Genomic DNA, 20,375 nt, shown 5'->3' with positions numbered 1-20,375 from the left:
AACCAGACATGCACGCCAACAGTTTGACCGAGCTCTCCCGCGCGCTCGCGACGCGGCAGATCTCGGCCGTCGAGCTCGCGCAGCTCTTTCTCGAGCGCATCGAATCCGCGCGCGAATTGAACGCCTTCATCGAAGTCGCGCCGGAGCGCACGCTCGAGGCCGCGCGCGCGGCCGACGCCCGTATCGCCTCGGGCGACGCCGGCCCGCTCACCGGGGTGCCGGTGGCCCACAAGGACGTGTTCGTGACGCGCGGCTGGCACTCCACGGCCGGCTCCAAAATGCTCGCGGGCTACGAGAGCCCGTTCGATGCGACCGTCGTCGAGCGGCTCGCGCGAGCCGGCATGGTGACGCTCGGCAAGACGAACATGGACGAATTCGCGATGGGTTCGTCGAACGAGAACTCCGCCTTCGGGCCGGTGCGTAATCCGTGGGATACGCGAGCCGTACCGGGAGGCTCGTCGGGCGGCTCGGCCGCTGCCGTCGCCGCCCGGCTCGCGCCCGCCGCGACCGCCACCGATACGGGCGGCTCGATCCGTCAGCCGGCGTCGTTTTCAGGCGTGACCGGCATCAAGCCCACCTACGGCCGCGTGTCGCGTTACGGCATGATCGCGTTCGCGTCGTCGCTGGACCAGGGCGGGCCCATGGCCCAGAGCGCCGCGGATTGCGCGCTGCTGCTCAATGCGATGGCCGGTTTCGATGAACGCGATTCCACGAGCCTCGCGAGAGAGGACGAGGATTTCGGGCGTTATCTCGACAAGCCCTGGGGTGCGTCGGGCAGCGCCGACAAACCGCTTGCCGGCCTGCGTATCGGCTTGCCGAACGAGTATTTCGGCGCCGGTCTGGCCGATGACGTCCGCGCGGCCGTCGATGCAGCGCTCAAGGAGTACGAGGCGCTCGGCGCGACGCTCGTGCCCGTTTCGCTGCCGAAGACCGAGCTGTCGATCCCGGTCTACTACGTGATCGCGCCGGCCGAGGCCTCGTCGAACCTGTCGCGTTTCGACGGCGTGCGCTACGGTCACCGCGCGGCTCAGTACGGCGACCTTCTCGATATGTACAAGAAGTCGCGCGCCGAAGGGTTCGGCCCCGAGGTCAAGCGCCGCATTCTCGTCGGCACGTACGTGCTCTCGCACGGGTACTACGATGCCTACTACCTGCAGGCACAGAAGATTCGCCGCATCATCGCGCAGGATTTCCAGGAAGCCTTCCATCACTGCGATGTCATCATGGGGCCCGTCGCGCCGACGGTCGCATGGGATATCGGCGCAAAAGGCGACGACCCCGTGCAGATGTATCTGGCGGATGTCTACACGCTCTCGGTGAGCCTGGCCGGCCTGCCCGGCATGAGCGTGCCTTGCGGTTTCGGCGCCGGTGCGGGCGCGAAGCGCCCGGTGGGCTTGCAGATCATCGGCAATTACTTCAACGAGGCCCGTATGTTGCAGATCGCTCACGCGTATCAGCGCGCGACCGACTGGCACCAACGAGCGCCGGAGGCATGACCATGCAATGGGAAGTCGTAATCGGCATCGAGACGCACGCGCAGCTCTCGACGGCCTCCAAGATCTTTTCGGGCGCCTCGACGCGCTTCGGCGCCGAACCCAACACGCAGGCATGCGCCGTCGATCTGGCGCTGCCCGGCGTGTTGCCGGTCATGAACAAGGGTGCGGTCGAGCGGGCGATTCGCCTGGGACTGGCCGTCGGCGCGACGGTCGCGCCGCGCAGTATTTTTGCGCGCAAGAACTACTTCTACCCCGATCTGCCCAAGGGCTACCAGATCAGCCAGTACGAAATCCCCGTCGTGCAGGGCGGCGCGATCACGATCCAGGTTCCGGCCAACGAGAAGACGGGCACCGCCGCCTATGAAAAGACGATCCATTTGACGCGCGCGCACCTCGAGGAAGATGCCGGCAAGTCGCTGCACGAGGATTTCGCCGGCATGACGGGTATCGATCTGAACCGTGCCGGCACGCCGCTGCTCGAGATCGTGACGGAGCCCGACATGCGCAGCGCGGCGGAGGCCGTCGCTTACGCGAAGTCGCTCCATGCGCTCGTCGTCTGGCTGGGCATTTGCGATGGCAACATGCAGGAAGGCTCGTTCCGCTGCGATGCCAACGTTTCGGTGCGCCCGGTAGGTCAGGAGCAGTTCGGTACGCGCGCCGAGATCAAGAACCTCAATTCTTTCCGTTTTCTCGAAGAGGCGATTCAATACGAGGTGCGCCGGCAGATCGAACTGATCGAAGACGGGGGCACCGTGGTTCAGGAGACGCGTCTTTACGATCCGGACAAGCGCGAGACGCGCTCGATGCGCAGCAAGGAAGACGCGCACGACTATCGCTATTTCCCCGACCCGGATCTGATGCCGCTTATGATCGATGCGGGCTGGATCGAGCGCGTGAAGCTCGAAATGCCCGAATTGCCGGCCGCGATGCAGGAACGGTTCGTGCAGCAGTACGGGTTGACGCCCTACGATGCGGGCGTACTGACATCGAGCAAGGCAATGGCGGCCTACTTCGAGGCTGTCGTGGCGAAGCTGGGCGCCTCGCAGGCGAAAACGGCCGCGAACTGGCTGATGGGCGAGGTCTCGTCGCAACTGAACCGCGATGGTCTCGAGATCGGCGCGTGCCCGGTGTCGGCGGCGCAGTTGGCGCTCGTGCTGCAACGGATCGCCGACGGCACCATATCGAACAAGATCGCCAAGGAGATCTTCCTCGCGATCTGGGACGAGAAGGCGACCGACGACGCTGCGGCGGACCGCATCATCGAAGCCAAGGGCTTGAAGCAGATCTCCGATACGGGCGCACTCGAAGCGATCATCGACGAAGTGCTGGCGGCCAATCCGAAATCGGTCGACGAGTATCGGGCCGGCAAGGAAAAGGCGTTCAACGCGCTGATCGGGCAGGCGATGAAGGCGACGAAAGGAAAGGCCAATCCGCAGCAGGTCAATGAGCTACTGAAGAAGAAGCTCTCATGAGGCGGTACGGCGGCGGCTTCGAAAGGCGTGAATGAAGTCATGGCAAAACAAGTGCATCTGGACGACTTCCGAGTCCCCTTCTTCGACAGCGGCAAGAAAAACGACGCCTTCGATCTGACGGACTTCGACCCGGCCGGCAAGCCGTTCTCCGCCCGCTCGAAGCAGGCCGATCGCGAGCGGCTGGCGGCGCTCGCCGTCCAACTCGACGAAATGCAGGAGCGCTTGCACGCGCAACGCCGCGAGCGTGTCCTGCTGATCTTGCAGGGCATGGATACGAGCGGCAAGGACGGCACGATTCGCGCGGTGTTCCACGAGGTCGACCCGCTGGGCCTGCGCATCGTGCAGTTTCGGGCGCCGACACTCGACGAAGCCGCGCATGACTTTCTTTGGCGCGTGCATGTCCACGCGCCCGCGGCGGGCGAGCTGACGATCTTCAATCGGAGCCACTACGAGGATCTGCTCGTGCCGCGTGTGCACGGACAACTGAACGACGAGGCGTTCGCCGCCCGCACGCGCCATATCCGTCATTTCGAAGCGCTCCTTGCGGATTCCGGGACGGCGATTCTCAAGTGTTTCCTGCACATCTCGAAGGAAGAGCAGCGCGGCCGCCTGCAGGCGCGCATCGACGACCCGACCAAACATTGGAAATTCGACGTGTCCGATCTGGATGCGCGCAAACAATGGGATGACTACCAGAAGGCGTACCGCGACACGTTGGCGGCCACATCGACCGACTACGCCCCTTGGTACGTGGTGCCGGCGGACTCGAAATCGCATCGGAACGTGATGGTGGCGGCATTGCTGCTGCGCGTATTCGAAAGTCTTTCGCTCGAGTATCCGCCCGCCAAGGCGTCCCTCACCGGCGTGACCGTCGTCTGACGCGTGCCTCGGTATCGCGGGCCGCAGTCGAATCAACGAACAACGAGCAACGAAAGGAAACGAGCATGCTGCGCGTGATTACCGCCAACCTGAACGGCATTCGGTCTGCCGCGAAAAAGGGCTTCTTCGAATGGTTCGGCAAACAGGAAGCCGATGTTCTGTGCGTACAGGAAGTCAAGTGTTCGCAGGAAGACATGACGCCCGAGTTCCTTGCGCCGCACGATTTCACGGGCTATTTCCAGCACGCCGTCAAAAAGGGCTATAGCGGCGCGGGCCTTTACACGCGGCGCAAGCCCGACGATGTCGTCATCGGGTTCGGCAGCGCGGAATTCGATCCGGAAGGTCGTTATGTCGAAGCGCGTTTCGGCGAACTGTCGATCGTTTCGGTGTATGTGCCGTCCGGCTCGAGCGGCGACGAGCGCCAGCAGGCCAAGTACCGCTTCATGGGCGAATTCATGCCGCATCTCGCCAAGCTGCGCGAATCGCGCGAGGTCATTCTCTGCGGGGACGTCAATATCGTCCACAAGGAAATCGACATCAAGAACTGGAAGAGCAACCAGAAGAACTCTGGTTGCCTGCCCGAGGAGCGGGCATGGCTCACGACGCTGTTCGACGAAGTCGGTTATGTCGATGTCTTTCGCACGCTCGATCCGCGCCCCGAGCAATACACGTGGTGGAGCAACCGGGGCCAAGCCTACGCCAAGAACGTCGGGTGGCGGATCGATTATCAGATCGCGACACCCGGTATTGCCGCGAAGGCCAAACGGACCTCCATCTTCCGCGACATCAAGTTCAGCGATCACGCGCCGCTTACCGTCGATTACGATCACTGGGGCTGATCGCGACGGGGCGTCGCGGTCAACGATCGCGCGTAGGCCGCGCCTTCGGCGATTTGACGCCGGGGTAGTCGGGCAGCCGGTCGGGGTCGACGCCGCGCGCTTTCGCGTACTGCGCGAGCATGTCGGGCAGGCGCTTGATGATATCGAGCCTGCGTGCTTCGCTGTAAGGGTGGATGTGAATGAAGCCGGTGCCGCGGTCGCCGCGTGTCGCGTCGGCCAGCTTGTCCCAGAGCGACAGCGCCGCGCGGGGATCGAAGCCGGCGCGCGCCGCGATGTCGGCGCCGATCACGTCGGCCTCCGTTTCGTCGGTCGCATCGTAGCGCATGGCCAGGATCGGACTGCCAAGGCCCGGCGCCTGGGACGGTGAGCCGTCGAACTCGGTCACGCCGAACAGCTGCGGCAGCGGATCGGTACCGAACGGTGTCGCTTGTTGGGCGCTGAGCCGGTCGCGCACCTGCTCGCGCAGCGCGTGGGCGATCATGTGGCCGAACAGTACGCCGAGTTCGTCGTCCTTGAGACGCATGCGATCGAGCAGGCCACTATAGACGACGAGCTTGCCGCCCGGCAGGCAAAACATGCCGATCTCGCGCGAGCGTACGACGTTGACTTCCCATCGCCAATCCTTGACGCGCTCGCTCCATTTATCGCCGTAAGGCGCCACGCGCATGAGGATCGAATGCACGCGCTCGACGCGCGGGTCGCTCGCCGGCAGCAGACGTCCCTCGCCGCGCGCCCGCTCGATCAACTGCGTGTACTCGACGGCCGACTGTGCTTCGAGAAGCGGCGACGGAATGAGGCTGCGGAACGTCGGGCCGCTGCCGAAACGCACGGTCGCATTCGGCGCGAGTGCGCTCGATGCCGGGGCGGGTGCCGCGGCCGGTGGATTCGCCGCCGAGCTGGCGCCGGGATTGGCGGCCTGCACCGGTTGTGCCGCCAGCAACGCGAGGGCAGCCGATGCCAGCGCGGGTATTCGCACGAGGGGCCGCCCCGTGCAGTGGCGCGAACGGCGCGAGGTGGCCCCTCGCTTCATGCGCGCGAACTCCATGGGGCAACTTTCGGCAATAGCAGCATGCCGGGTACCGCAAGCAAGGCGCAGAGAAAGAAATAGTCGAACCAGCCGATTTCCGTAACGATGTAACCGCTCGCCGCCGAGGCAAGCGTTCGTGGAACGGAAGCGAGGCTCGTGAACAGCGCGAATTGTGTCGCGGTGTAGCGCGGATCGGTGGTGCTGGCGATGTAGGCCGTGAAGGCTGCCAGCGTCAAACCCGTGGCAAATGTCTCGAACCCATAGATGAGCGCGAGTGCCGCGGGCGACGGGCCGATCTTGGCCAGCCAGGCGAAGCCGAGCGTGGAGACGATCTGTACCACGCCGAACACCCAAAGCCCACGGGCGATGCCGACTTTCACGAGCCAGGCGCCGCCGATGATGCCGCCCGCGAGGCTTGCCCAGAACGCCGTCGTTTTGGCGATCACCCCGATCGCGGTCTTGTCGAAGCCTATGTCGAGAAAGAACGAAGTGGACAGCGTGGTCGCCATCACATCCCCGAGCTTGTAGAGGAAGATGAACGCGAGGATCAGCAGCGCTGCGCTCCAGCCGTCGCGCGAAATGAACTCGGTGAATGGCTCCACGATAGCCGCGCGCAGGTTTTTCGGCGGCTTACCGCTGACCTGCGGCTCCTTCACCACGAGCGTCAGGACGATGCCCGGCAGCATGAATGCGGCGGTGGCAGCGAACACGACGGTCCACGGCAGATGATCGGAAAGGATCAGCGAAAGCGAGCCCGGAATGAGCGCCGCGACCTTGTAGGCATTCACATGTATCGCGTTGCCCAGTCCCTGCTCGGTATCGGCGAGCAGCTCGCGGCGATAGGCATCGATGACGATGTCCTGGCTCGCACCGAAAAACGCGACGAGCGCCGTCAGTGCCGCGACGGTCCAGATTTCCTCGCGAGGCGACACGAACCCGAGCGCCGCGATCGCGCCGGCGACGAGCAACTGAGTAACGAGCATCCAGCCACGACGGCGCCCCGGACGCCAGCCCGGCAGCCGTGGGACGTACCGGTCCATCAACGGCGCCCAGACGAACTTCCACGTATAGGGAAACTGGATCAGTGCGAACAGGCCGATTTCCTTGAGATTGACGCCTTCGGAGCGCAGCCAGGCTTGTACGAGATAGACGAGCGTAAAAAGCGGCAATCCCGACGTGAAGCCGAGAAAGACGCAAATCAGCATGTGCCGGTTCAGGAATGCCCGCCAGCCGGGATGGTCCTCGTGAGCGCCCAGCGGGGCATGCTCGTGCGGCGGGTTCGGAATATCTCGTTTGATAGGCGGCCTCTCGGATTGGTGCGGCGTCAGCCCGGGGACGGAACACCCGGTGCGGCGCGCTTCACGCGATAGACCGCAAGACTACCACGCCAGTTTCGGCCCCAGCGCACCGTCCGGCCTTCATGCAGGACGACGCGATCGAGGATCTCGATTCCCACAACGGGCGCGAGCGCTTCGAAATCCTCGATCGTCAGTACGCGCACGTTCGGCGTGTTGTGCCATTGATAAGGCAGCGAACGCGAAACGGGCATGCGTCCGCGCAGCACCGACAGGCGATGCGGCCAGTAACCGAAATTCGGAAAGGAGACGATGCATTCCTTGCCGACGCGCACCGTTTCGCGCAGGATCGCCGCCGTTTGATGGATCGTCTGCAGCGTTTGCGAGAGGATCGCGAAATCGAAGCTGTCGTCTTCGAAGAGTCGCAGGCCATCTTCGAGATTCTGCTGAATGACGTTCACGCCGTGCTTGACGCACGCCAGCACGCCGGCGTCGTTGATCTCGATGCCGTAGCCGCGCACCTCGAGCTCCTCGGTGAGCAGCGCGAGCAGCGTGCCGTCCGCGCAGCCGAGGTCGAGCACGGTCGAGCGGGGCTCGACCCAGCGCGCGATGGCGCGAAAATCGGCGCGTGTGGCGAGCGAATCGATTGCGGACTGGTTCATGCGCCGACCTCCTCGGCAATGCGCGCGTAATAGGCGCGTAGCAGATTGTGATAGCGCGCGTCGTCGAGCAGGAACGCGTCGTGACCGTGCGGCGCGTCGATTTCCGCGTAAGTGACTTGCCGCTTGTGATCGAGCAGCGCCTTGACGAGCTCGCGCGAGCGCGCCGGCGCGAAGCGCCAGTCGGTGGTGAAGCTGACGACCAGATATTTCGCGCGCGTCGCGGCGAGCGCGGCCGTCAGATCGCCGCCGAAAGCGCGGGCGGGATCGAAATAATCGAGCGCGCGCGTGATCAGCAAGTAGGTGTTCGCATCGAAGTAATCGGCGAACTTGTCGCCCTGATAGCGCAGGTACGACTCCACTTCGAATTCGACCTCGAAGTTGAAGTTGTAGGCGGCGCCACCGGCGGCTCCGTTCTCGCCGTTCTCCCGCCGCAGCGCTCGGCCGAATTTCGTCGCCATGTCGTCGTCGGACAGGTAGGTGATATGCCCGATCATGCGGGCGACCCGCAGGCCTCGCCTCGGTTTGACGCCGTGAGCGTAGTAGTCGCCGCCGTGAAAATCCGGATCGGACAGGATCGCCGAGCGCGCCACTTCGTTGAACGCGATGTTCTGTGCCGAAAGCTTCGGCGTCGAAGCGATGTCGATGCAGTGCGCGATGCGCTCCGGATACATCGTGCTCCAGGCGAGCGCCTGCATGCCGCCGAGGCTGCCGCCCATGACGGCGGCGAAACGCTCGATGCCGAACGCATCGGCCACGCGCGCTTGCGCGTTGACCCAGTCCTCGACGGTCACGACGGGAAAACTCGCGCCATACGGGCGTCCGGTGGCCGGATCGATGCTCATCGGCCCCGTCGAGCCGAAGCACGAGCCCAGGTTGTTCACGCCGATGACGAAGAACCGGTTCGTATCGAGCGGCTTGCCGGGGCCGACGAGGTTGTCCCACCAGCCGATGTCCTTGGGTTGATCCGCATAGAAGCCTGCGACGTGATGCGAGGCATTGAGCGCATGGCAGACGAGCACCGCGTTCGAGCGCGCGGCGTTGAGCGTGCCATACGTTTCGACCATGAGATCGTAGCCTGCGAGCGTGCTGCCGTTTTGCAGCGCGAGCGGCTCATTGAACTGCATACGTTGTGGCGTGACGATACCGATCGATTCCATTCATTCCGCCTCATGACAGGGCGGCTAAATGGTGTCGGCGATGCGCGGGGCAAGGCGGGCGCGGCTGACGACCTCTTTAGCCGCATTTATAGTGAATCCCATTTCGGGGGGATTCGCGCGCCCGCAATCAAGTCGACAAATCGGCGCGCAGCTTGAGCTCGAACCCTCGAGCCACCCGACACGGTACCCCATGACCGGGGCCGCATCCAGCAAGCAGACGGCAAAGAATAGCGGAAATCCGGTGCTTGCGCTATTGGAGAATCAGCCGCAATTCGGCTTCGGCGTGTTCGGCCGGCGCGCGCGCAAAGCCGCTTCGCGCATAGCGGTGCCAGCGGCCGAGCACGTAGCTGACGAGCAGACTGGCTCGGAGCGCGGGATCGTAGTCGGCCGGCAGCGGCGCGGCCGCGTCGTGCGCGCCCTGGTTCGCCTCCATGAGCGCGACGCGCAGGCACTGCTTCACGGAGGTCTCCACGCGTTCGAGCATCTGCGTGACGCGCGCGCTCAGGCGTTCGTGCTCCCCGACGAGCGCCTCGCCCGTCAGCACCCGTGTCATGCCGGGATTTTTGGCCGCGAAGTTCAGCAGCATGACGCCGATCGCGCGCGCCTGCAGCACGCCGTTCGGCTCCTTGGCCGCGATCTGGTTGATGAGCCCGAAAAAGGTGCTTTCGATGAACTCGATCAGCGCTTCGAACATTTGCGCCTTACTCGCGAATTGCCGATAAAGCGCTGCCTCGGAGACGCCGAGCCGGGCGGCGAGCGCCGCCGTCGTGATTTTCTCGCCCTTCGGGGCTTCGAGCATCGTGGCGAGCGTCTGCAGGATATGCACGCGCCGCTCGCCCGGTTTCATGCGCGGCGCTTTGCCGGCCCCCACGGGGTTCGCTACACCTTCGGCCTCGCCGTCGAGGATCGCTGCTTGCCGTTCAGTCGAGCGCATGGGAGCTCCGCGAGATGACCCGTCGGAGCGATTTTAGCGAACGAATGCGGCTATCGATATAGTGGGGGCGTCCTGTACCGGGCATTCGAGCCGCGCGGCGCTCGCCGCCCGCGCCGCGCACCGGTGCGACGAGGTGTCCGACGATCCACACGGTGCCGATGCCGAGGCGCCGGTAGCGCTTCAGGTGGGAGCGCGTATCTTCCACGAGCACGGCTTCGGCGAGCCGCACGCGCGCGGCGCGCAACACGTGGCGCAGCATCGCGAGATCGGGTTTCGCGTGCCACTGGCCGCGCCGGCGCATATGTTCGATCGCGATGACTCGCTCGAACAGGCGCTCGATGCCGAGTTCATCGAGCACGGCCCGCGCGTAGCCCTCGGGCGCGTTGGTCAACACGATCTTCCGGCCCGGCAGCGCGCCGATCAGGCGCGCCAACCCCCGCTCGGCGCGCAGCATCTGGCGCAGTTCGGGCATTGCGTGCGCCACGCGCAGGAATTCGTGCGGGTCGATCGGATGATGGCGCGCGAGGCCGAGCAGCGTTGCCCCGTAGCGCCGCACATAGGCGAGCCGCAATTCATCGGCTTCGGCGCGCCCGATGCCGAGCGCGTCGATGATGTAGCGCGTCATCCCCTCGTTGATCGACGGAAAGATCGCGTGCGATGCGCTATGGAGCGTGTTGTCGAGATCGAACAGCCAGACGGGGCCGCCGCCGCGATGTGCGGGACGGCGCCGGCGGGAAACGGGAATTGGCATGACGTGGGCGGGCAGGGGGCGGCGCGGCGCGCCGGGGCCGCAGGCAGCCGAGCCGCGCTCGTGGCCTCAGTGAGAGCGGATCATCGTGCCGAACGGCTGCTCGGTCAGAATTTCGAGCAGCACCGAGTGCTCGATCCGGCCGTCGATGATGTGTACCGAGCGCACGCCGCTTTTAGCGGCGTCGAGCGCCGAGGCGATCTTCGGCAGCATGCCGCCCGAGATCGTGCCGTCGGCGAAAAGCGCGTCGATCTCGCGTGCCGACAGATCGGTCAGCAGATTGCCGGCCTTGTCCATGACGCCGGGGATGTTCGTCATCATGACGAGCTTTTCGGCATTGAGAACGACGGCCAGCTTGCCGGCCACGAGGTCCGCGTTGATGTTGTACGACAGGCCGTCCTCGCCGAAGCCGATCGGCGAAATGACGGGGATGAACGCGTCGTCCTGCAGCGCCTTCACGACGGCCGGATTGATCGCCTCCACTTCACCCACCTGGCCGATATCGACGTACTGCCCGGGGTTGTCCCGATCCGGCATCATCAGCTTGCGCGCATGGATGAGGCCGCCGTCCTTGCCGGTCAGACCTACGGCCTGGCCGCCGAAGTGATTGATGAGCGTGACGATGTCCTGCTGGACTTCGCCGCCCAGCACCCATTCGACGACTTCCATCGTTTCTTCGTCGGTCACCCGCATGCCCTGGATGAACGTGCCTTGCTTGCCGATCTTCTTGAGCGCCTGATCGATCTGGGGGCCGCCGCCGTGCACGATGACGGGATTGATGCCGACAAGTTTGAGCAAGATCACATCGCGTGCGAATCCTTGCTTTAACCTCTCTTCCGTCATCGCATTGCCGCCGTATTTGATGACGACGGTCTTGCCGTGGTACTGACGGATATAAGGCAGGGCCTCGGCCAGTATTTCGGCTTTCAGCGTAGGCGCGATCTGGGCGAGGTCGTGAAGCTCGGACATGGCGGCAAGCTCGGCAGGCAACAGGGGTTCGAACGAGTGGGACAGGCGAAAACAGGGCGAATTGTACAGGACTGGTGCTATGTTCCGCGGTTTTTGGTCGCAGGTCCCACGGCCGCATGCGGCTTGGCGGGAGGGCACGCATGCGCCGTGCCGGGAACGCTGGCATGATGCACTTGTCGTCCATGTTTCGGTTTTTTGCGGGCAATCGTCATGAGCCGTTCGCAGCACAAATCGCCCGAGTGCGCGGCGGCGCGCCCTGTCCGGTGTCCCCGGTGCGGTACGCCGTTCGATTGCGGCCGCGATGCGAAGCCCCTCGAGTGCTGGTGTGCTTCGCTGCCGCCGGTGGCGGCCGAGCGGCTCGTACCGGGGTGTGGGTGCCTGTGCCCGCGGTGTCTCGCCGAAGCGAGCGCGCCGCGCTGCCCGCCCACGCCTGCGTTTCCCGACTGAGTCTTTCGATGCACCGAATCACCAATACCGGCCGCGTGAACCTGGCCCATCTGTTCTGGCTCCGCTCGCTGGCCATCATCGGTCAGCTTGCGACGATCGCCGTCGTCGAGCAGTTCTTCGGCGTCCATCTGCCGCTGCCGGCGATGCTCGCGATCATCGGGCTCGAGGTGCTTTTCAATGCGTTGACCTGGGTTCGCGTCGCCAGCGCCCGGCCGGAAACCGATCTCGAGTTGCTCGGCCAGCTTTGGGTGGATCTCGCGGCGCTCTCGGGGCTGCTCTTTCTGTCGGGCGGCACGACGAATCCATTCGTTTCGCTTTATCTGCCCTCGCTTGCGATCGCCGCCGCGGTGCTGCCCTGGCGGCACATGATCTGGCTGGCGATTTTTGCGATGTGTTGCTACGTCGCGCTCGGCTTCGATTCCGTGCCGCTCAATATGGACAACCCCGCCAATCTGTTCGATTACTACCGCGCCGGCATGTGGGTCAACTTCATGGTGAGCGTCGGGCTCATCGCCTGGTTCGTCGCACGCATGTCGAATGCGCTGCGCCAGCGCGACGCCGCGCTCGGCGAGGCGCAGCAGCGGCTCTTGCGCGACGAGCGCGCCGTGGCGCTCGGGGTGCAGGCGGCAACCGTCGCGCACGAGATGGGCACGCCGCTTTCGACGATCGCCATGCTGACCGAGGAGTTGCGCGCGTCAGCCCAGCACGACAAGGGCCTCGCGCCCTATGCGCCGGACCTCGATCTGCTGGAGCAGCAGATGACGCTTTGCACGTCGGCGCTCGCACGGCTGCGCAGCCGTGCCTCCGAATCTTCGCATCGCGAAAATCTCGAGCAATGGTTGGGCCGTTTTTCCGAGCAATGGCGGCTGCGCCATCCCCACGTGAAATACGAGCGGCTCGGCGCACCGTGCGCCGAAGCGTGGGTCGACGATACGACGGCCGTTGGGCAGATCCTCACCATCCTTCTCGACAACGCGGCGCGCGTGAGTCGCGACAGCGTGACGCTTGCGGCGATGGTGTCGGCGGGCGTCATTGAATTCGAAGTGCGCGACTGCGGGCCCGGCATCGCGCCCGCGCTGCGTGCGCAACTCGGCGCGACGCCGGTCGATAGCGCCCAAGGCGGTCATGGCGTCGGGCTTTATCTCGCGTTTTCGGCGGCGGCGCGCCTGGGCGGCTCGATCGAGCTGGCCGATGGTGTGCCGCGAGGCACGCGCGCGATTCTGCGTGTGCCCGCCGCCTCTTCTTCATCCGATTCCAGGGAGACCCTACGATGAGCGACACCCCTTTTCTCGTCATCGACGATGACGAAGTATTCTCGGGCATTCTTGCGCGCGGTCTGACGCGCCGCGGCTACGAGGTTCATCAGGCGCATAACGCGCAGGAGGCGATTCAGCTTGCCAATGCGCACAAGTTCGATCTGATCACGGTCGATCTGCATCTGGGCGGCGATTCCGGCTTGAACCTCGTCGCGCCGCTGCGCGAGCTTCAGCCCGACGCGCGCATGCTGGTGCTGACCGGCTATGCGAGCATCGCGACGGCTGTGCAAGCGGTCAAGGATGGGGCAGACAATTACCTTGCGAAGCCTGCCAATATCGAGTCGATCTTGAGCGCGCTGAAGGAAGAAGCGAGCGTCGAGCAGGCGGAAGCGGCACTCGAAAGCCCGGCGCTGCTTTCGGTGGCGCGGCTCGAATGGGAGCATATTCAGCGCGCGCTGGCCGAGAACGGCGGCAACATTTCGGCCACGGCGAGGGCGCTCAATATGCATCGGCGGACGCTGCAAAGGAAGCTGGCGAAGCGGCCGGTGAAGCAGTAGCGCAGTTTGCGACTTGCTCTGGGCGCATGCGAAGGGACCGGCGATGGAGATTTACCGCAATGTGAGTGGCCGATCGGGCGTCGTGTCGTATGAGATCGGACGGGAGCGCATCGCCGTCGAGTTCGAGGACGGCTGGGTCTACTTGTATACCGCGCAAAGCACAGGCGCCAACGATGTGGCCGAAATGCAGCGCCTCGCGCGCGCCGGCTCGGGACTGAGCACTTACATCAGCCGCTTCGTCAGGGAGCGATATGCGCGCAAGTATCGCCGCGATTGAAGAAGAAGCATGAGCGGCGAAGCTGCCGCAGCGGGCTGTGGTGGGCGTCGACCCGCTCGTCGACGCCCGGTCTGGTGCAGCCGTTATGGGATGACGGCTGCGCTACAGGATGACAGACGCCTGCTATTGAGGGATGGGAAGCGCGAAGTCGTTCAATTGCCCGCTTTCGACGAGGCGCTGGATCAACCCTTGCCGCGGTGCGCTGCGATCCCACGAAGCATGGGTGTTCTCCCCGATGATCTGTTGCAACATCCCGCGATTATCGGTACGAACGGCGCCCCAATCCGGCACGGAGCCCGCCGTGGCCACTACGCCTTGTTCCGTTGCCGCCTCGCCTGACGCTGCACCGTTCGGATTGCCCGTCTTCACGAACTGCTCGATATAACGCGAGAACACGCGCGAAACGTCGTAATCAGCCGCCGTCCACGCGTAGTGCCGCAAGTGTTCCAGGTTGCCCAGCGAGTAGGCCACCTGCGCGTTATGCGCCGCCCCGGGCGCGGGTTGGTCCGGCTGAGCAGGCTCGGACGACGCTTTCAGCTCCGGCGGCAGAGGTTGGGTATAGCGGTAATAGAAGACGGGCGACTGGCCCGTCTGCCGATGATGATCCATCCACCGCCACGTACTGTGGTTGACGAACAGATCCCCTGCCAGCGCGGCCGCCGCATGCTTGACCTCTTCGGTATCGTTGCCGGGGTAATGCGCGAGGACTTCTTCCGCGTGATCCTTGAAGTGCGTTTGAATCGCTTCCCGCCAAGCCTCCGGCGTGGGGGCCGCTTTGCCGAGCAGCGCCGTGAAAGGCTGTTCCTGGGCGTTCGATCCCACGAGCAGCGGCACCTGCGCTTGCCCGCCGCTGGCGAACACCTGTTCGGGCGACGCAGGCAGGAAGTGGCCATCGACATGCGGCCAGAAAATCGCCGAGCCCGGCGCGAACTTGAGCTGGGTGGACGCCGCCAGCAGCGTGCGTGCCGGCAAAGAGCGCAGTTGCTGCTGCGATGTTGCGCCGACGCGCGTCGAGAACTGAGTCGCCGCCGCGACTGCCTGCTCCCGCGCCCAGAGGCGGTTCGGCGCGAATGCGCCGCCGCTTTCGCCGATGGCTCCGGCAAAGAGCCCGCGCGAGAGCGGCGAGACCATGTGAGCGCTGACCGCGACCGAGCCGGCCGAATTGCCGGCGATCGTCACTTTCGTCGGATCGCCGCCGAACTGCGCGATATTGTCCCGTACCCAGCGCAGTGCGGCGACTTGATCGAGGAGACCGTAGTTGCCGATCGCACCGTTCGAGGATTCCGTTGTGGCATCGGGCGATGCCAGGAATCCGAATACACCGAGCCGGTAGTTGACCGTCACGGCGATGACGCCGCGCGAAGCCATGGCCGTGCCGTCATAGCGAGGCTCCGAGCCATCTCCCGAGACGAATCCACCGCCGTGGAAATAGACGAGTACGGGCAGTTTGGCGTCCGCATTGCTCGCCGGCGTCCAGACGTTCAGGTAGAGGCAATCCTCGCTCATCTCCTTCGAGCGGAAATCCGGCTTGGCGGCCCCGGTGACAGGCGCCTGCATGCAACGAGGCCCGAACTGACGGGCTTGCAATGCGCCAGCCCAGCGTGCGACGGGCTGCGGCTCGCGAAAGCGGAACTCGCCGACGGGCGGTGCCGCATACGGAATTCCGCGAAACACGCGGATGTCTTTATGCTGACCACGCATCTTGATGCCTTCGACGACGCCGTCGGTCAGCCGGACTTCGGGGGCTAGTGGCGCGCGGGCGGCATGAGCCCCGGGAGCGATGCACAAGAGAGAGCCGCTGGCGGCGAGCGCCGCAACAACGGCACGATGGGTGACACGATCGAACGAAACTCTCACAGTCTTGCCTCCTTTTGTGGTTGAACTGTGGGTCTACGACCCCACCGTCCGGTGGGAGGCTCGATCATTGATGTCGAAATAATCGGGGCTCGTCTCGATTTTTCGAATCAGACGGAATAACGGTGCGTAGTAGCGAGGCGGGACGGCCGTCGCGGCCATCCCGCCATTCGACTCAAAGCACGTAGCGCGACAGATCTTCGCTTTGTGCTACATCGCCCAGCGCTTTATCGACGTACGCCGCATCGATGCGCACCTTCTTGCCGGTGTGGTTGCCGGCCGAGAACGACACGTCCTCGAGCAGCTTTTCGATGACCGTGTAAAGCCGCCGCGCGCCGATGTTCTCCGTGCGTTCGTTCACGGAATACGCAATTTCCGCCATGCGCCGAATGCCGTCCTCGCCGAACTCGAGCTCGACTTCTTCGGTGGCAAGCAGCGCCTGATACTGCTTCACGAGACTCGCGTCGGTGGCCACGAGAATCGATTCGAAATCCTCGACCGACAGCGAATCGAGTTCGACGCGAATCGGAAAACGGCCCTGCAATTCCGGAATCAGGTCGCTCGGCTTCGATAGATGAAAAGCGCCGCTCGCGATGAAAAGGATGTGATCGGTCTTGACCATCCCGTAGCGGGTATTGATCGTCGTGCCCTCCACGAGCGGCAACAGGTCGCGCTGCACGCCCTGACGCGACACCTCGCCGCCGCCCACTTCGCCGCGCGAAGCGATCTTGTCGATCTCATCGAGAAACACGATACCGTTTTGCTCGACGTTCTGGACGGCCTTCGCCTTGACTTCTTCCTCATTGAGCATCTTCGACGCTTCTTCGTCGGTCAGCACCTTCAGCGCTTCCTTGACCTTCAGCTTGCGACGCGTTTTCTTGCCGCCGCCGAGATTGGCGAACATCGAGCGGATCTGCTCGGTCATGTCCTCCATGCCGGGCGGCCCCATGATGTCCATGCCGACTTGCGGCAGTTCGACGTCGAGCTCGATCTCCTTATCGTCGAGCAACCCTTCGCGCAGCCGTTTGCGGAAGGTCTGGCGCGTGGCGTTGTCTTCACCCGCCTCGCTCGAATGGGAACCGAAACCCACCGGGCGCGCGGTGGGCAGCAGGATGTCGAGAACGCGGTCCTCGGCCTGGTCCTGCGCCTTCGAACGCACCTTGCGCATCTCGAATTCGCGCGTCTGCTTCAGCGAGATTTCGATCAGATCGCGCACGATGCTGTCCACGTCACGGCCGACATAACCGACCTCCGTGAACTTCGTGGCTTCGATCTTGATGAAGGGCGCGTCGGCCAGTTTGGCCAGCCGCCGCGCGATCTCGGTCTTGCCGACTCCCGTCGGCCCGATCATCAGAATGTTCTTGGGCGTGATTTCCTGGCGCAACGGCTCGGCAACCTGCTGACGGCGCCAACGGTTGCGCAGGGCGACAGCGACGGCTTTCTTGGCCTTGTTCTGTCCGATGATGTGCTTGTCGAGCTCCGAGACGATCTCGGCCGGTGTCATAGTGCTCATCGTGTCCTCACTCGATCGTCTCGATGACGCGGTTATGGTTGGTGTAAATACACATGTCGCCGGCAATCGAGAGCGATTTCTCGACGATATCGCGCGGGGACAGATCGGTGTTTTCAGCGAGCGCCCGGGCCGCGGCCTGCGCATAGGCGCCGCCCGAGCCGATCGCGCAAATGCCGCCCTCCGGGTCGAGCACGTCGCCGTTGCCGGTGATGACGAGCGTCGTTTGTGCATCGGCCGTGATCAGCATCGCTTCGAGGCGGCGCAACATGCGGTCGGTTCGCCAGTCCTTGGCGAGTTCGACGGCCGAGCGCGTCAGATTGCCCTGGTGTTTTTCGAGCTTCGCCTCGAAGCGGTCCAGCAGCGAAAACGCGTCGGCCGTGCCGCCGGCGAAGCCGACGAGCACCTTGTCGTTGTATATGCGCCGGACCTTCCTCGCACCGCCTTTCATGACGATGTTGCCAAGCGTGACCTGGCCGTCGCCGCCGAGCGCGACCTGGCTGCCGCGTCGCACGGAAACGATCGTCGTGCCGTGAAATTGCTCCATTCTCGTTCCTTCAAAAACGTCGAAAGCACCGCCGGCAACACGCGCCGGACGGAGGAATCGGGTGGTGGACGAGCTGCGGTCACAACGGCGCCGCGGCTCGCGGATGACGCACGTCGGATTCATTTTAGGGCGAGTGCGGCTTTATCAAGAGCCAACGCAGCAGGTACGCGTGGATTGCCGCCCCGCGGGCGCCGCAACGCGCTTTCGCGCGAGATGGCGAGCGGGCGGGCAAAAAGGGGTGTTCTTCAGTAGGAATCGGACTGCGGAAGTGCCGAGGCACTTACCGCGGTCGACAAAGAAAAAGCGCGCGGGATGCCGCGCGCCTCTTCGAAGCAGCGTCAAGACGCGCGGCCTTCATCGCCGCGCGGGTCTGGTCCGGTCAGTCGCCGAACAGCTTTTGGCGCAGCTCGCGGCGCTCTTGCGCCTCGAGCGACAGCGTGGCCGTGGGACGTGCCAGCAACCTCGGAATGCCGATCGGCTCGCCCGTTTCCTCACACCAGCCGTACTCGCCCGTTTCGATGCGAGCCAGCGATTGCTGCACTTTCTTCAGCAGCTTGCGCTCGCGGTCGCGCGTACGCAGCTCGAGCGCATGCTCTTCCTCGATCGTCGCGCGATCGGCCGGATCCGGCACGATCACCGTTTCGCGAAGGTTCTCGGTTGTCTGGCCGGCATTGCGCAGAATCTCTGCCTGCAGCTGTTCGAGCCGGTTCTTGAAGAAGGCGAGCTGGTCTTCATTCATGTAATCCTTGTCGCTCATCTTCAGGATTTCGGCTTCGGTCAAGAGTCGTTTCGTCGTCATCTGCGTGCTTCTTCAATGTGAGGCAAAACCCATACATATTGCCCGCACTTTCGTGTTGCCCGCAAGCAGCGCACTGTGCGCCACTCGGCATGTCTGGCAGTCTTGACGGCCAGCGCCCGTGCGGGGCCGAACTCCTCTGGAAACCGATCCTTGGATGCACTCCCGTTTCGATGAGGTGTCCCTTGCCGGGCACTCCTTCCTGGGGCGACACCGGCACGAAGCGCCGTGTCGCCCGGGGTTTCGCCCGGCATTCCGCTTTGTCATTTTCGTTCGGCGTTGCCCGGATCAGGTTTTCCGGCGCCGTTCGCTACGCCCCGCGCGTATGGGGCGCGGGCTTCGCTGCTTACTGGTCAAGGTCCAGCGGGCACGTATTGTAACTGAATCGCCCTTGCGCGCTGCAACAGAGAAAACCCTGCTGCGCGGCCCTAATAGCACGAAAATATAACGCGCGAATTTATAAAAAGCGAACTCCGGGTGCAAGCTGCGAGCGGTATCGTACACGCTCACGCCAAACAGGCATCGAGACCGTCGGTGATCAAGTCCTGCGGCAGATCGATGCCGATGAAGACCATCTTGCTGGTCTTTTTCTCCACCGGCAGCCATTTGGCCGCCAGATCGCTGCCCATCATTTGATGCACGCCCTGGAATACGACCTTGCGGTCCACGCCCTTCATATAGAGCACGCCCTTGTAACGCAAAAGCCGCTCGCCGTAGATTTGCAGCACGCCACCGAGAAAATCCTCGAGCTTGTTGGGATCGAAAGGCCGGTCGTTGCGATAGACGAACGATTTGATCCGGTCGTCGTGATGGGCGTGATGATGGTGGTGCCCGTGTTCGTGCCCGTCATGTTCGCACTGGCCATGGTCGTGATCGCAATGGGCATGATCGTGGCCGTCATGGTCATGATCGTGATGCTCGTGGTCGTCTTCGGCCAGGAAGTCCGGATCGATCTCGAGTTTCGCGTTCAGGTTGAAGCCGCGCAGATCGAAGATCTCCTTGATATCGGCGTCGCCGAAGTTCACGGTTTTGATCGTCGCTTTCGGGTTCATATGAACGAGCCGGTGGCGTAGATCGCCCAGCGTGGCTTCGTCGACGAGATCGGCCTTCGTGAGGAACAGGCGGTCGGCGAAGCCGACCTGGCGTTGCACCACCTCGTGTTCGTCGAGCTGAGCGTTTGCGTGCTTCGCGTCGACGAGGGTGATGATCGCGTCGAGCAGAAACTCGTCGGCAATCTGGGTATCGATGAAAAACGTCTGGGCAACGGGGCCCGGATTGGCGAGACCCGTCGTTTCGATGACGACGCGGTCGAACGAGATTTCGCCCGAACGCTTGCGCTCCGCCAGGTCGCCGAGCGCGCGGGCCAGGTCGCCGCGGATCGTGCAGCAAATGCAGCCGTTGCTCATCTGCACGATTTGTTCGGCTTCGTTCTGTACGAGGATTTCGTTGTCGATGTTCTCTTCGCCGAACTCGTTTTCGATCACGGCGATCTTCATACCATGCTTTTCGCTCAGGATGCGCTTGAGCAACGTGGTTTTGCCGCTGCCGAGAAAGCCGGTCAGGATGGTGACTGGAATCATTGTGACTCGCCTGTTGTTCGATGAAATCGGGGCCGGTACAGCCCGGCACCCTGGCCTGGAAATATTGAAGCAT

General features: G+C 63.9%; 20 protein-coding genes. 8 read left to right on the top strand and 12 right to left on the bottom strand.

All coding sequences use genetic code 11. The features are described 5' to 3' along the window. Positions 1 to 8 precede the first annotated feature (8 nt). From gatA to ACR9ZC_RS26270, 4 genes are all read left to right on the top strand, one after another. On the top strand, positions 9 to 1,496 hold the full coding sequence (gene gatA, locus ACR9ZC_RS26285; RefSeq protein WP_481582501.1) for an Asp-tRNA(Asn)/Glu-tRNA(Gln) amidotransferase subunit GatA: 1,488 nt from the start codon (positions 9 to 11) through the stop codon (positions 1,494 to 1,496). Next, positions 1,493 to 2,968, top strand: coding sequence for an Asp-tRNA(Asn)/Glu-tRNA(Gln) amidotransferase subunit GatB (gene gatB / locus ACR9ZC_RS26280; protein WP_481582500.1), 1,476 nt, complete (start codon positions 1,493 to 1,495; stop codon positions 2,966 to 2,968). Before gatA ends, gatB begins: the two co-directional genes overlap by 4 nt. 39 nt (positions 2,969 to 3,007) lie before the next feature. Next, complete coding sequence (locus ACR9ZC_RS26275) at positions 3,008 to 3,847, top strand: PPK2 family polyphosphate kinase (protein WP_481582499.1); 840 nt, start codon at positions 3,008 to 3,010, stop codon at positions 3,845 to 3,847. Between the two features lie 65 nt (positions 3,848 to 3,912). Beyond that, positions 3,913 to 4,686 carry an exodeoxyribonuclease III gene (locus tag ACR9ZC_RS26270; protein WP_481582498.1) on the top strand — a complete coding sequence of 258 codons (774 nt, stop codon included), beginning with the start codon at positions 3,913 to 3,915 and terminating at the stop codon, positions 4,684 to 4,686. Positions 4,687 to 4,705: 19 nt separating this feature from the next. Here ACR9ZC_RS26270 and ACR9ZC_RS26265 read toward each other — a convergent pair whose 3' ends face one another. From ACR9ZC_RS26265 to argB, 7 genes are all read right to left on the bottom strand, one after another. Next, positions 4,706 to 5,716 carry a M48 family metallopeptidase gene (locus ACR9ZC_RS26265; RefSeq protein WP_481582497.1) on the bottom strand — a complete coding sequence of 337 codons (1,011 nt, stop codon included), beginning with the start codon at positions 5,714 to 5,716 and terminating at the stop codon, positions 4,706 to 4,708. Then, entirely contained in the window at positions 5,713 to 6,999 is a 1,287-nt protein-coding gene (locus ACR9ZC_RS26260; RefSeq protein ID WP_481582781.1) for an AmpG family muropeptide MFS transporter, read from the bottom strand. Before ACR9ZC_RS26260 ends, ACR9ZC_RS26265 begins: the two co-directional genes overlap by 4 nt. 38 nt (positions 7,000 to 7,037) lie before the next feature. Continuing rightward, complete coding sequence (gene metW / locus ACR9ZC_RS26255; RefSeq protein WP_481582496.1) at positions 7,038 to 7,670, bottom strand: methionine biosynthesis protein MetW; 633 nt, start codon at positions 7,668 to 7,670, stop codon at positions 7,038 to 7,040. Continuing rightward, entirely contained in the window at positions 7,667 to 8,827 is a 1,161-nt protein-coding gene (gene metX / locus ACR9ZC_RS26250; RefSeq protein WP_331571194.1) for a homoserine O-succinyltransferase MetX, read from the bottom strand. The genes metW and metX overlap by 4 nt, the downstream gene beginning before the upstream one ends. A 250-nt stretch (positions 8,828 to 9,077) precedes the next feature. Next, positions 9,078 to 9,761 (bottom strand): nucleoid occlusion factor SlmA, encoded by a 684-nt coding sequence (gene slmA / locus ACR9ZC_RS26245; RefSeq protein ID WP_331571192.1) that lies wholly within the window; start codon positions 9,759 to 9,761, stop codon positions 9,078 to 9,080. Next, positions 9,748 to 10,512, bottom strand: coding sequence for a pyrimidine 5'-nucleotidase (locus ACR9ZC_RS26240; RefSeq protein WP_481582495.1), 765 nt, complete (start codon positions 10,510 to 10,512; stop codon positions 9,748 to 9,750). The genes slmA and ACR9ZC_RS26240 overlap by 14 nt, the downstream gene beginning before the upstream one ends. 66 nt (positions 10,513 to 10,578) lie before the next feature. Beyond that, entirely contained in the window at positions 10,579 to 11,478 is a 900-nt protein-coding gene (gene argB / locus ACR9ZC_RS26235; RefSeq protein ID WP_481582494.1) for an acetylglutamate kinase, read from the bottom strand. A gap of 210 nt (positions 11,479 to 11,688) precedes the next feature. Here argB and ACR9ZC_RS26230 point away from each other — a divergent pair, with 210 nt between their 5' ends. The 4 genes from ACR9ZC_RS26230 (at position 11,689) to ACR9ZC_RS26215 (ending at position 14,015) form a co-directional block, all read left to right on the top strand. Further along, complete coding sequence (locus tag ACR9ZC_RS26230) at positions 11,689 to 11,925, top strand: cysteine-rich CWC family protein (RefSeq protein WP_481582493.1); 237 nt, start codon at positions 11,689 to 11,691, stop codon at positions 11,923 to 11,925. Positions 11,926 to 11,933: 8 nt separating this feature from the next. Next, the gene (locus ACR9ZC_RS26225; RefSeq protein ID WP_481582492.1) at positions 11,934 to 13,199 is read left to right on the top strand and encodes an ATP-binding protein; all 1,266 of its coding nucleotides are present in this window, start codon (positions 11,934 to 11,936) and stop codon (positions 13,197 to 13,199) included. After that, complete coding sequence (locus tag ACR9ZC_RS26220; protein WP_173255832.1) at positions 13,196 to 13,738, top strand: response regulator transcription factor; 543 nt, start codon at positions 13,196 to 13,198, stop codon at positions 13,736 to 13,738. Before ACR9ZC_RS26225 ends, ACR9ZC_RS26220 begins: the two co-directional genes overlap by 4 nt. Positions 13,739 to 13,799: 61 nt before the next feature. Then, on the top strand, positions 13,800 to 14,015 hold the full coding sequence (locus ACR9ZC_RS26215; protein ID WP_481582491.1) for a hypothetical protein: 216 nt from the start codon (positions 13,800 to 13,802) through the stop codon (positions 14,013 to 14,015). Between the two features lie 123 nt (positions 14,016 to 14,138). On the opposite strand, the gene ACR9ZC_RS26210 is transcribed toward ACR9ZC_RS26215, so the two are convergent. The 5 genes from ACR9ZC_RS26210 to ACR9ZC_RS26190 all read right to left on the bottom strand — a co-directional run bounded on the left by ACR9ZC_RS26210 (position 14,139) and on the right by ACR9ZC_RS26190 (position 20,302). Continuing rightward, positions 14,139 to 15,872 carry a carboxylesterase/lipase family protein gene (locus ACR9ZC_RS26210; RefSeq protein ID WP_481582490.1) on the bottom strand — a complete coding sequence of 578 codons (1,734 nt, stop codon included), beginning with the start codon at positions 15,870 to 15,872 and terminating at the stop codon, positions 14,139 to 14,141. Between the two features lie 172 nt (positions 15,873 to 16,044). Further along, the gene (hslU, locus tag ACR9ZC_RS26205; RefSeq protein WP_331567864.1) at positions 16,045 to 17,382 is read right to left on the bottom strand and encodes an ATP-dependent protease ATPase subunit HslU; all 1,338 of its coding nucleotides are present in this window, start codon (positions 17,380 to 17,382) and stop codon (positions 16,045 to 16,047) included. Between the two features lie 7 nt (positions 17,383 to 17,389). Continuing rightward, the gene (gene hslV / locus ACR9ZC_RS26200) at positions 17,390 to 17,926 is read right to left on the bottom strand and encodes an ATP-dependent protease subunit HslV (RefSeq protein WP_331567863.1); all 537 of its coding nucleotides are present in this window, start codon (positions 17,924 to 17,926) and stop codon (positions 17,390 to 17,392) included. Positions 17,927 to 18,305: 379 nt separating this feature from the next. Continuing rightward, complete coding sequence (gene dksA / locus ACR9ZC_RS26195) at positions 18,306 to 18,725, bottom strand: RNA polymerase-binding protein DksA (protein ID WP_173255829.1); 420 nt, start codon at positions 18,723 to 18,725, stop codon at positions 18,306 to 18,308. A 503-nt stretch (positions 18,726 to 19,228) separates the two neighbouring features. Further along, entirely contained in the window at positions 19,229 to 20,302 is a 1,074-nt protein-coding gene (locus ACR9ZC_RS26190; protein WP_331567862.1) for a CobW family GTP-binding protein, read from the bottom strand. Positions 20,303 to 20,375: the final 73 nt, after the last annotated feature.

The organism is Trinickia sp. HAY1-2D (genome assembly GCF_056754935.1).
The sequence above is the reverse complement of the archived record's forward strand: the minus strand, read 5'-3'. Positions and strand labels throughout refer to the sequence as shown.

Coding starts and splice junctions, on each gene's coding strand:
- gatA (WP_481582501.1), top strand. CDS start 9: ATGCACGCCAACAGTTTGACCGAGCTCTCCCGCGCGCTCGCGACGCGG.
- gatB (WP_481582500.1), top strand. CDS start 1,493: ATGACCATGCAATGGGAAGTCGTAATCGGCATCGAGACGCACGCGCAG.
- ACR9ZC_RS26275 (WP_481582499.1), top strand. CDS start 3,008: ATGGCAAAACAAGTGCATCTGGACGACTTCCGAGTCCCCTTCTTCGAC.
- ACR9ZC_RS26270 (WP_481582498.1), top strand. CDS start 3,913: ATGCTGCGCGTGATTACCGCCAACCTGAACGGCATTCGGTCTGCCGCG.
- ACR9ZC_RS26265 (WP_481582497.1), bottom strand. CDS start 5,716: ATGAAGCGAGGGGCCACCTCGCGCCGTTCGCGCCACTGCACGGGGCGG.
- metW (WP_481582496.1), bottom strand. CDS start 7,670: ATGAACCAGTCCGCAATCGATTCGCTCGCCACACGCGCCGATTTTCGC.
- metX (WP_331571194.1), bottom strand. CDS start 8,827: ATGGAATCGATCGGTATCGTCACGCCACAACGTATGCAGTTCAATGAG.
- slmA (WP_331571192.1), bottom strand. CDS start 9,761: ATGCGCTCGACTGAACGGCAAGCAGCGATCCTCGACGGCGAGGCCGAA.
- ACR9ZC_RS26240 (WP_481582495.1), bottom strand. CDS start 10,512: ATGCCAATTCCCGTTTCCCGCCGGCGCCGTCCCGCACATCGCGGCGGC.
- argB (WP_481582494.1), bottom strand. CDS start 11,478: ATGTCCGAGCTTCACGACCTCGCCCAGATCGCGCCTACGCTGAAAGCC.
- ACR9ZC_RS26230 (WP_481582493.1), top strand. CDS start 11,689: ATGAGCCGTTCGCAGCACAAATCGCCCGAGTGCGCGGCGGCGCGCCCT.
- ACR9ZC_RS26225 (WP_481582492.1), top strand. CDS start 11,934: ATGCACCGAATCACCAATACCGGCCGCGTGAACCTGGCCCATCTGTTC.
- ACR9ZC_RS26220 (WP_173255832.1), top strand. CDS start 13,196: ATGAGCGACACCCCTTTTCTCGTCATCGACGATGACGAAGTATTCTCG.
- hslU (WP_331567864.1), bottom strand. CDS start 17,382: ATGAGCACTATGACACCGGCCGAGATCGTCTCGGAGCTCGACAAGCAC.
- hslV (WP_331567863.1), bottom strand. CDS start 17,926: ATGGAGCAATTTCACGGCACGACGATCGTTTCCGTGCGACGCGGCAGC.
- dksA (WP_173255829.1), bottom strand. CDS start 18,725: ATGACGACGAAACGACTCTTGACCGAAGCCGAAATCCTGAAGATGAGC.
- ACR9ZC_RS26190 (WP_331567862.1), bottom strand. CDS start 20,302: ATGATTCCAGTCACCATCCTGACCGGCTTTCTCGGCAGCGGCAAAACC.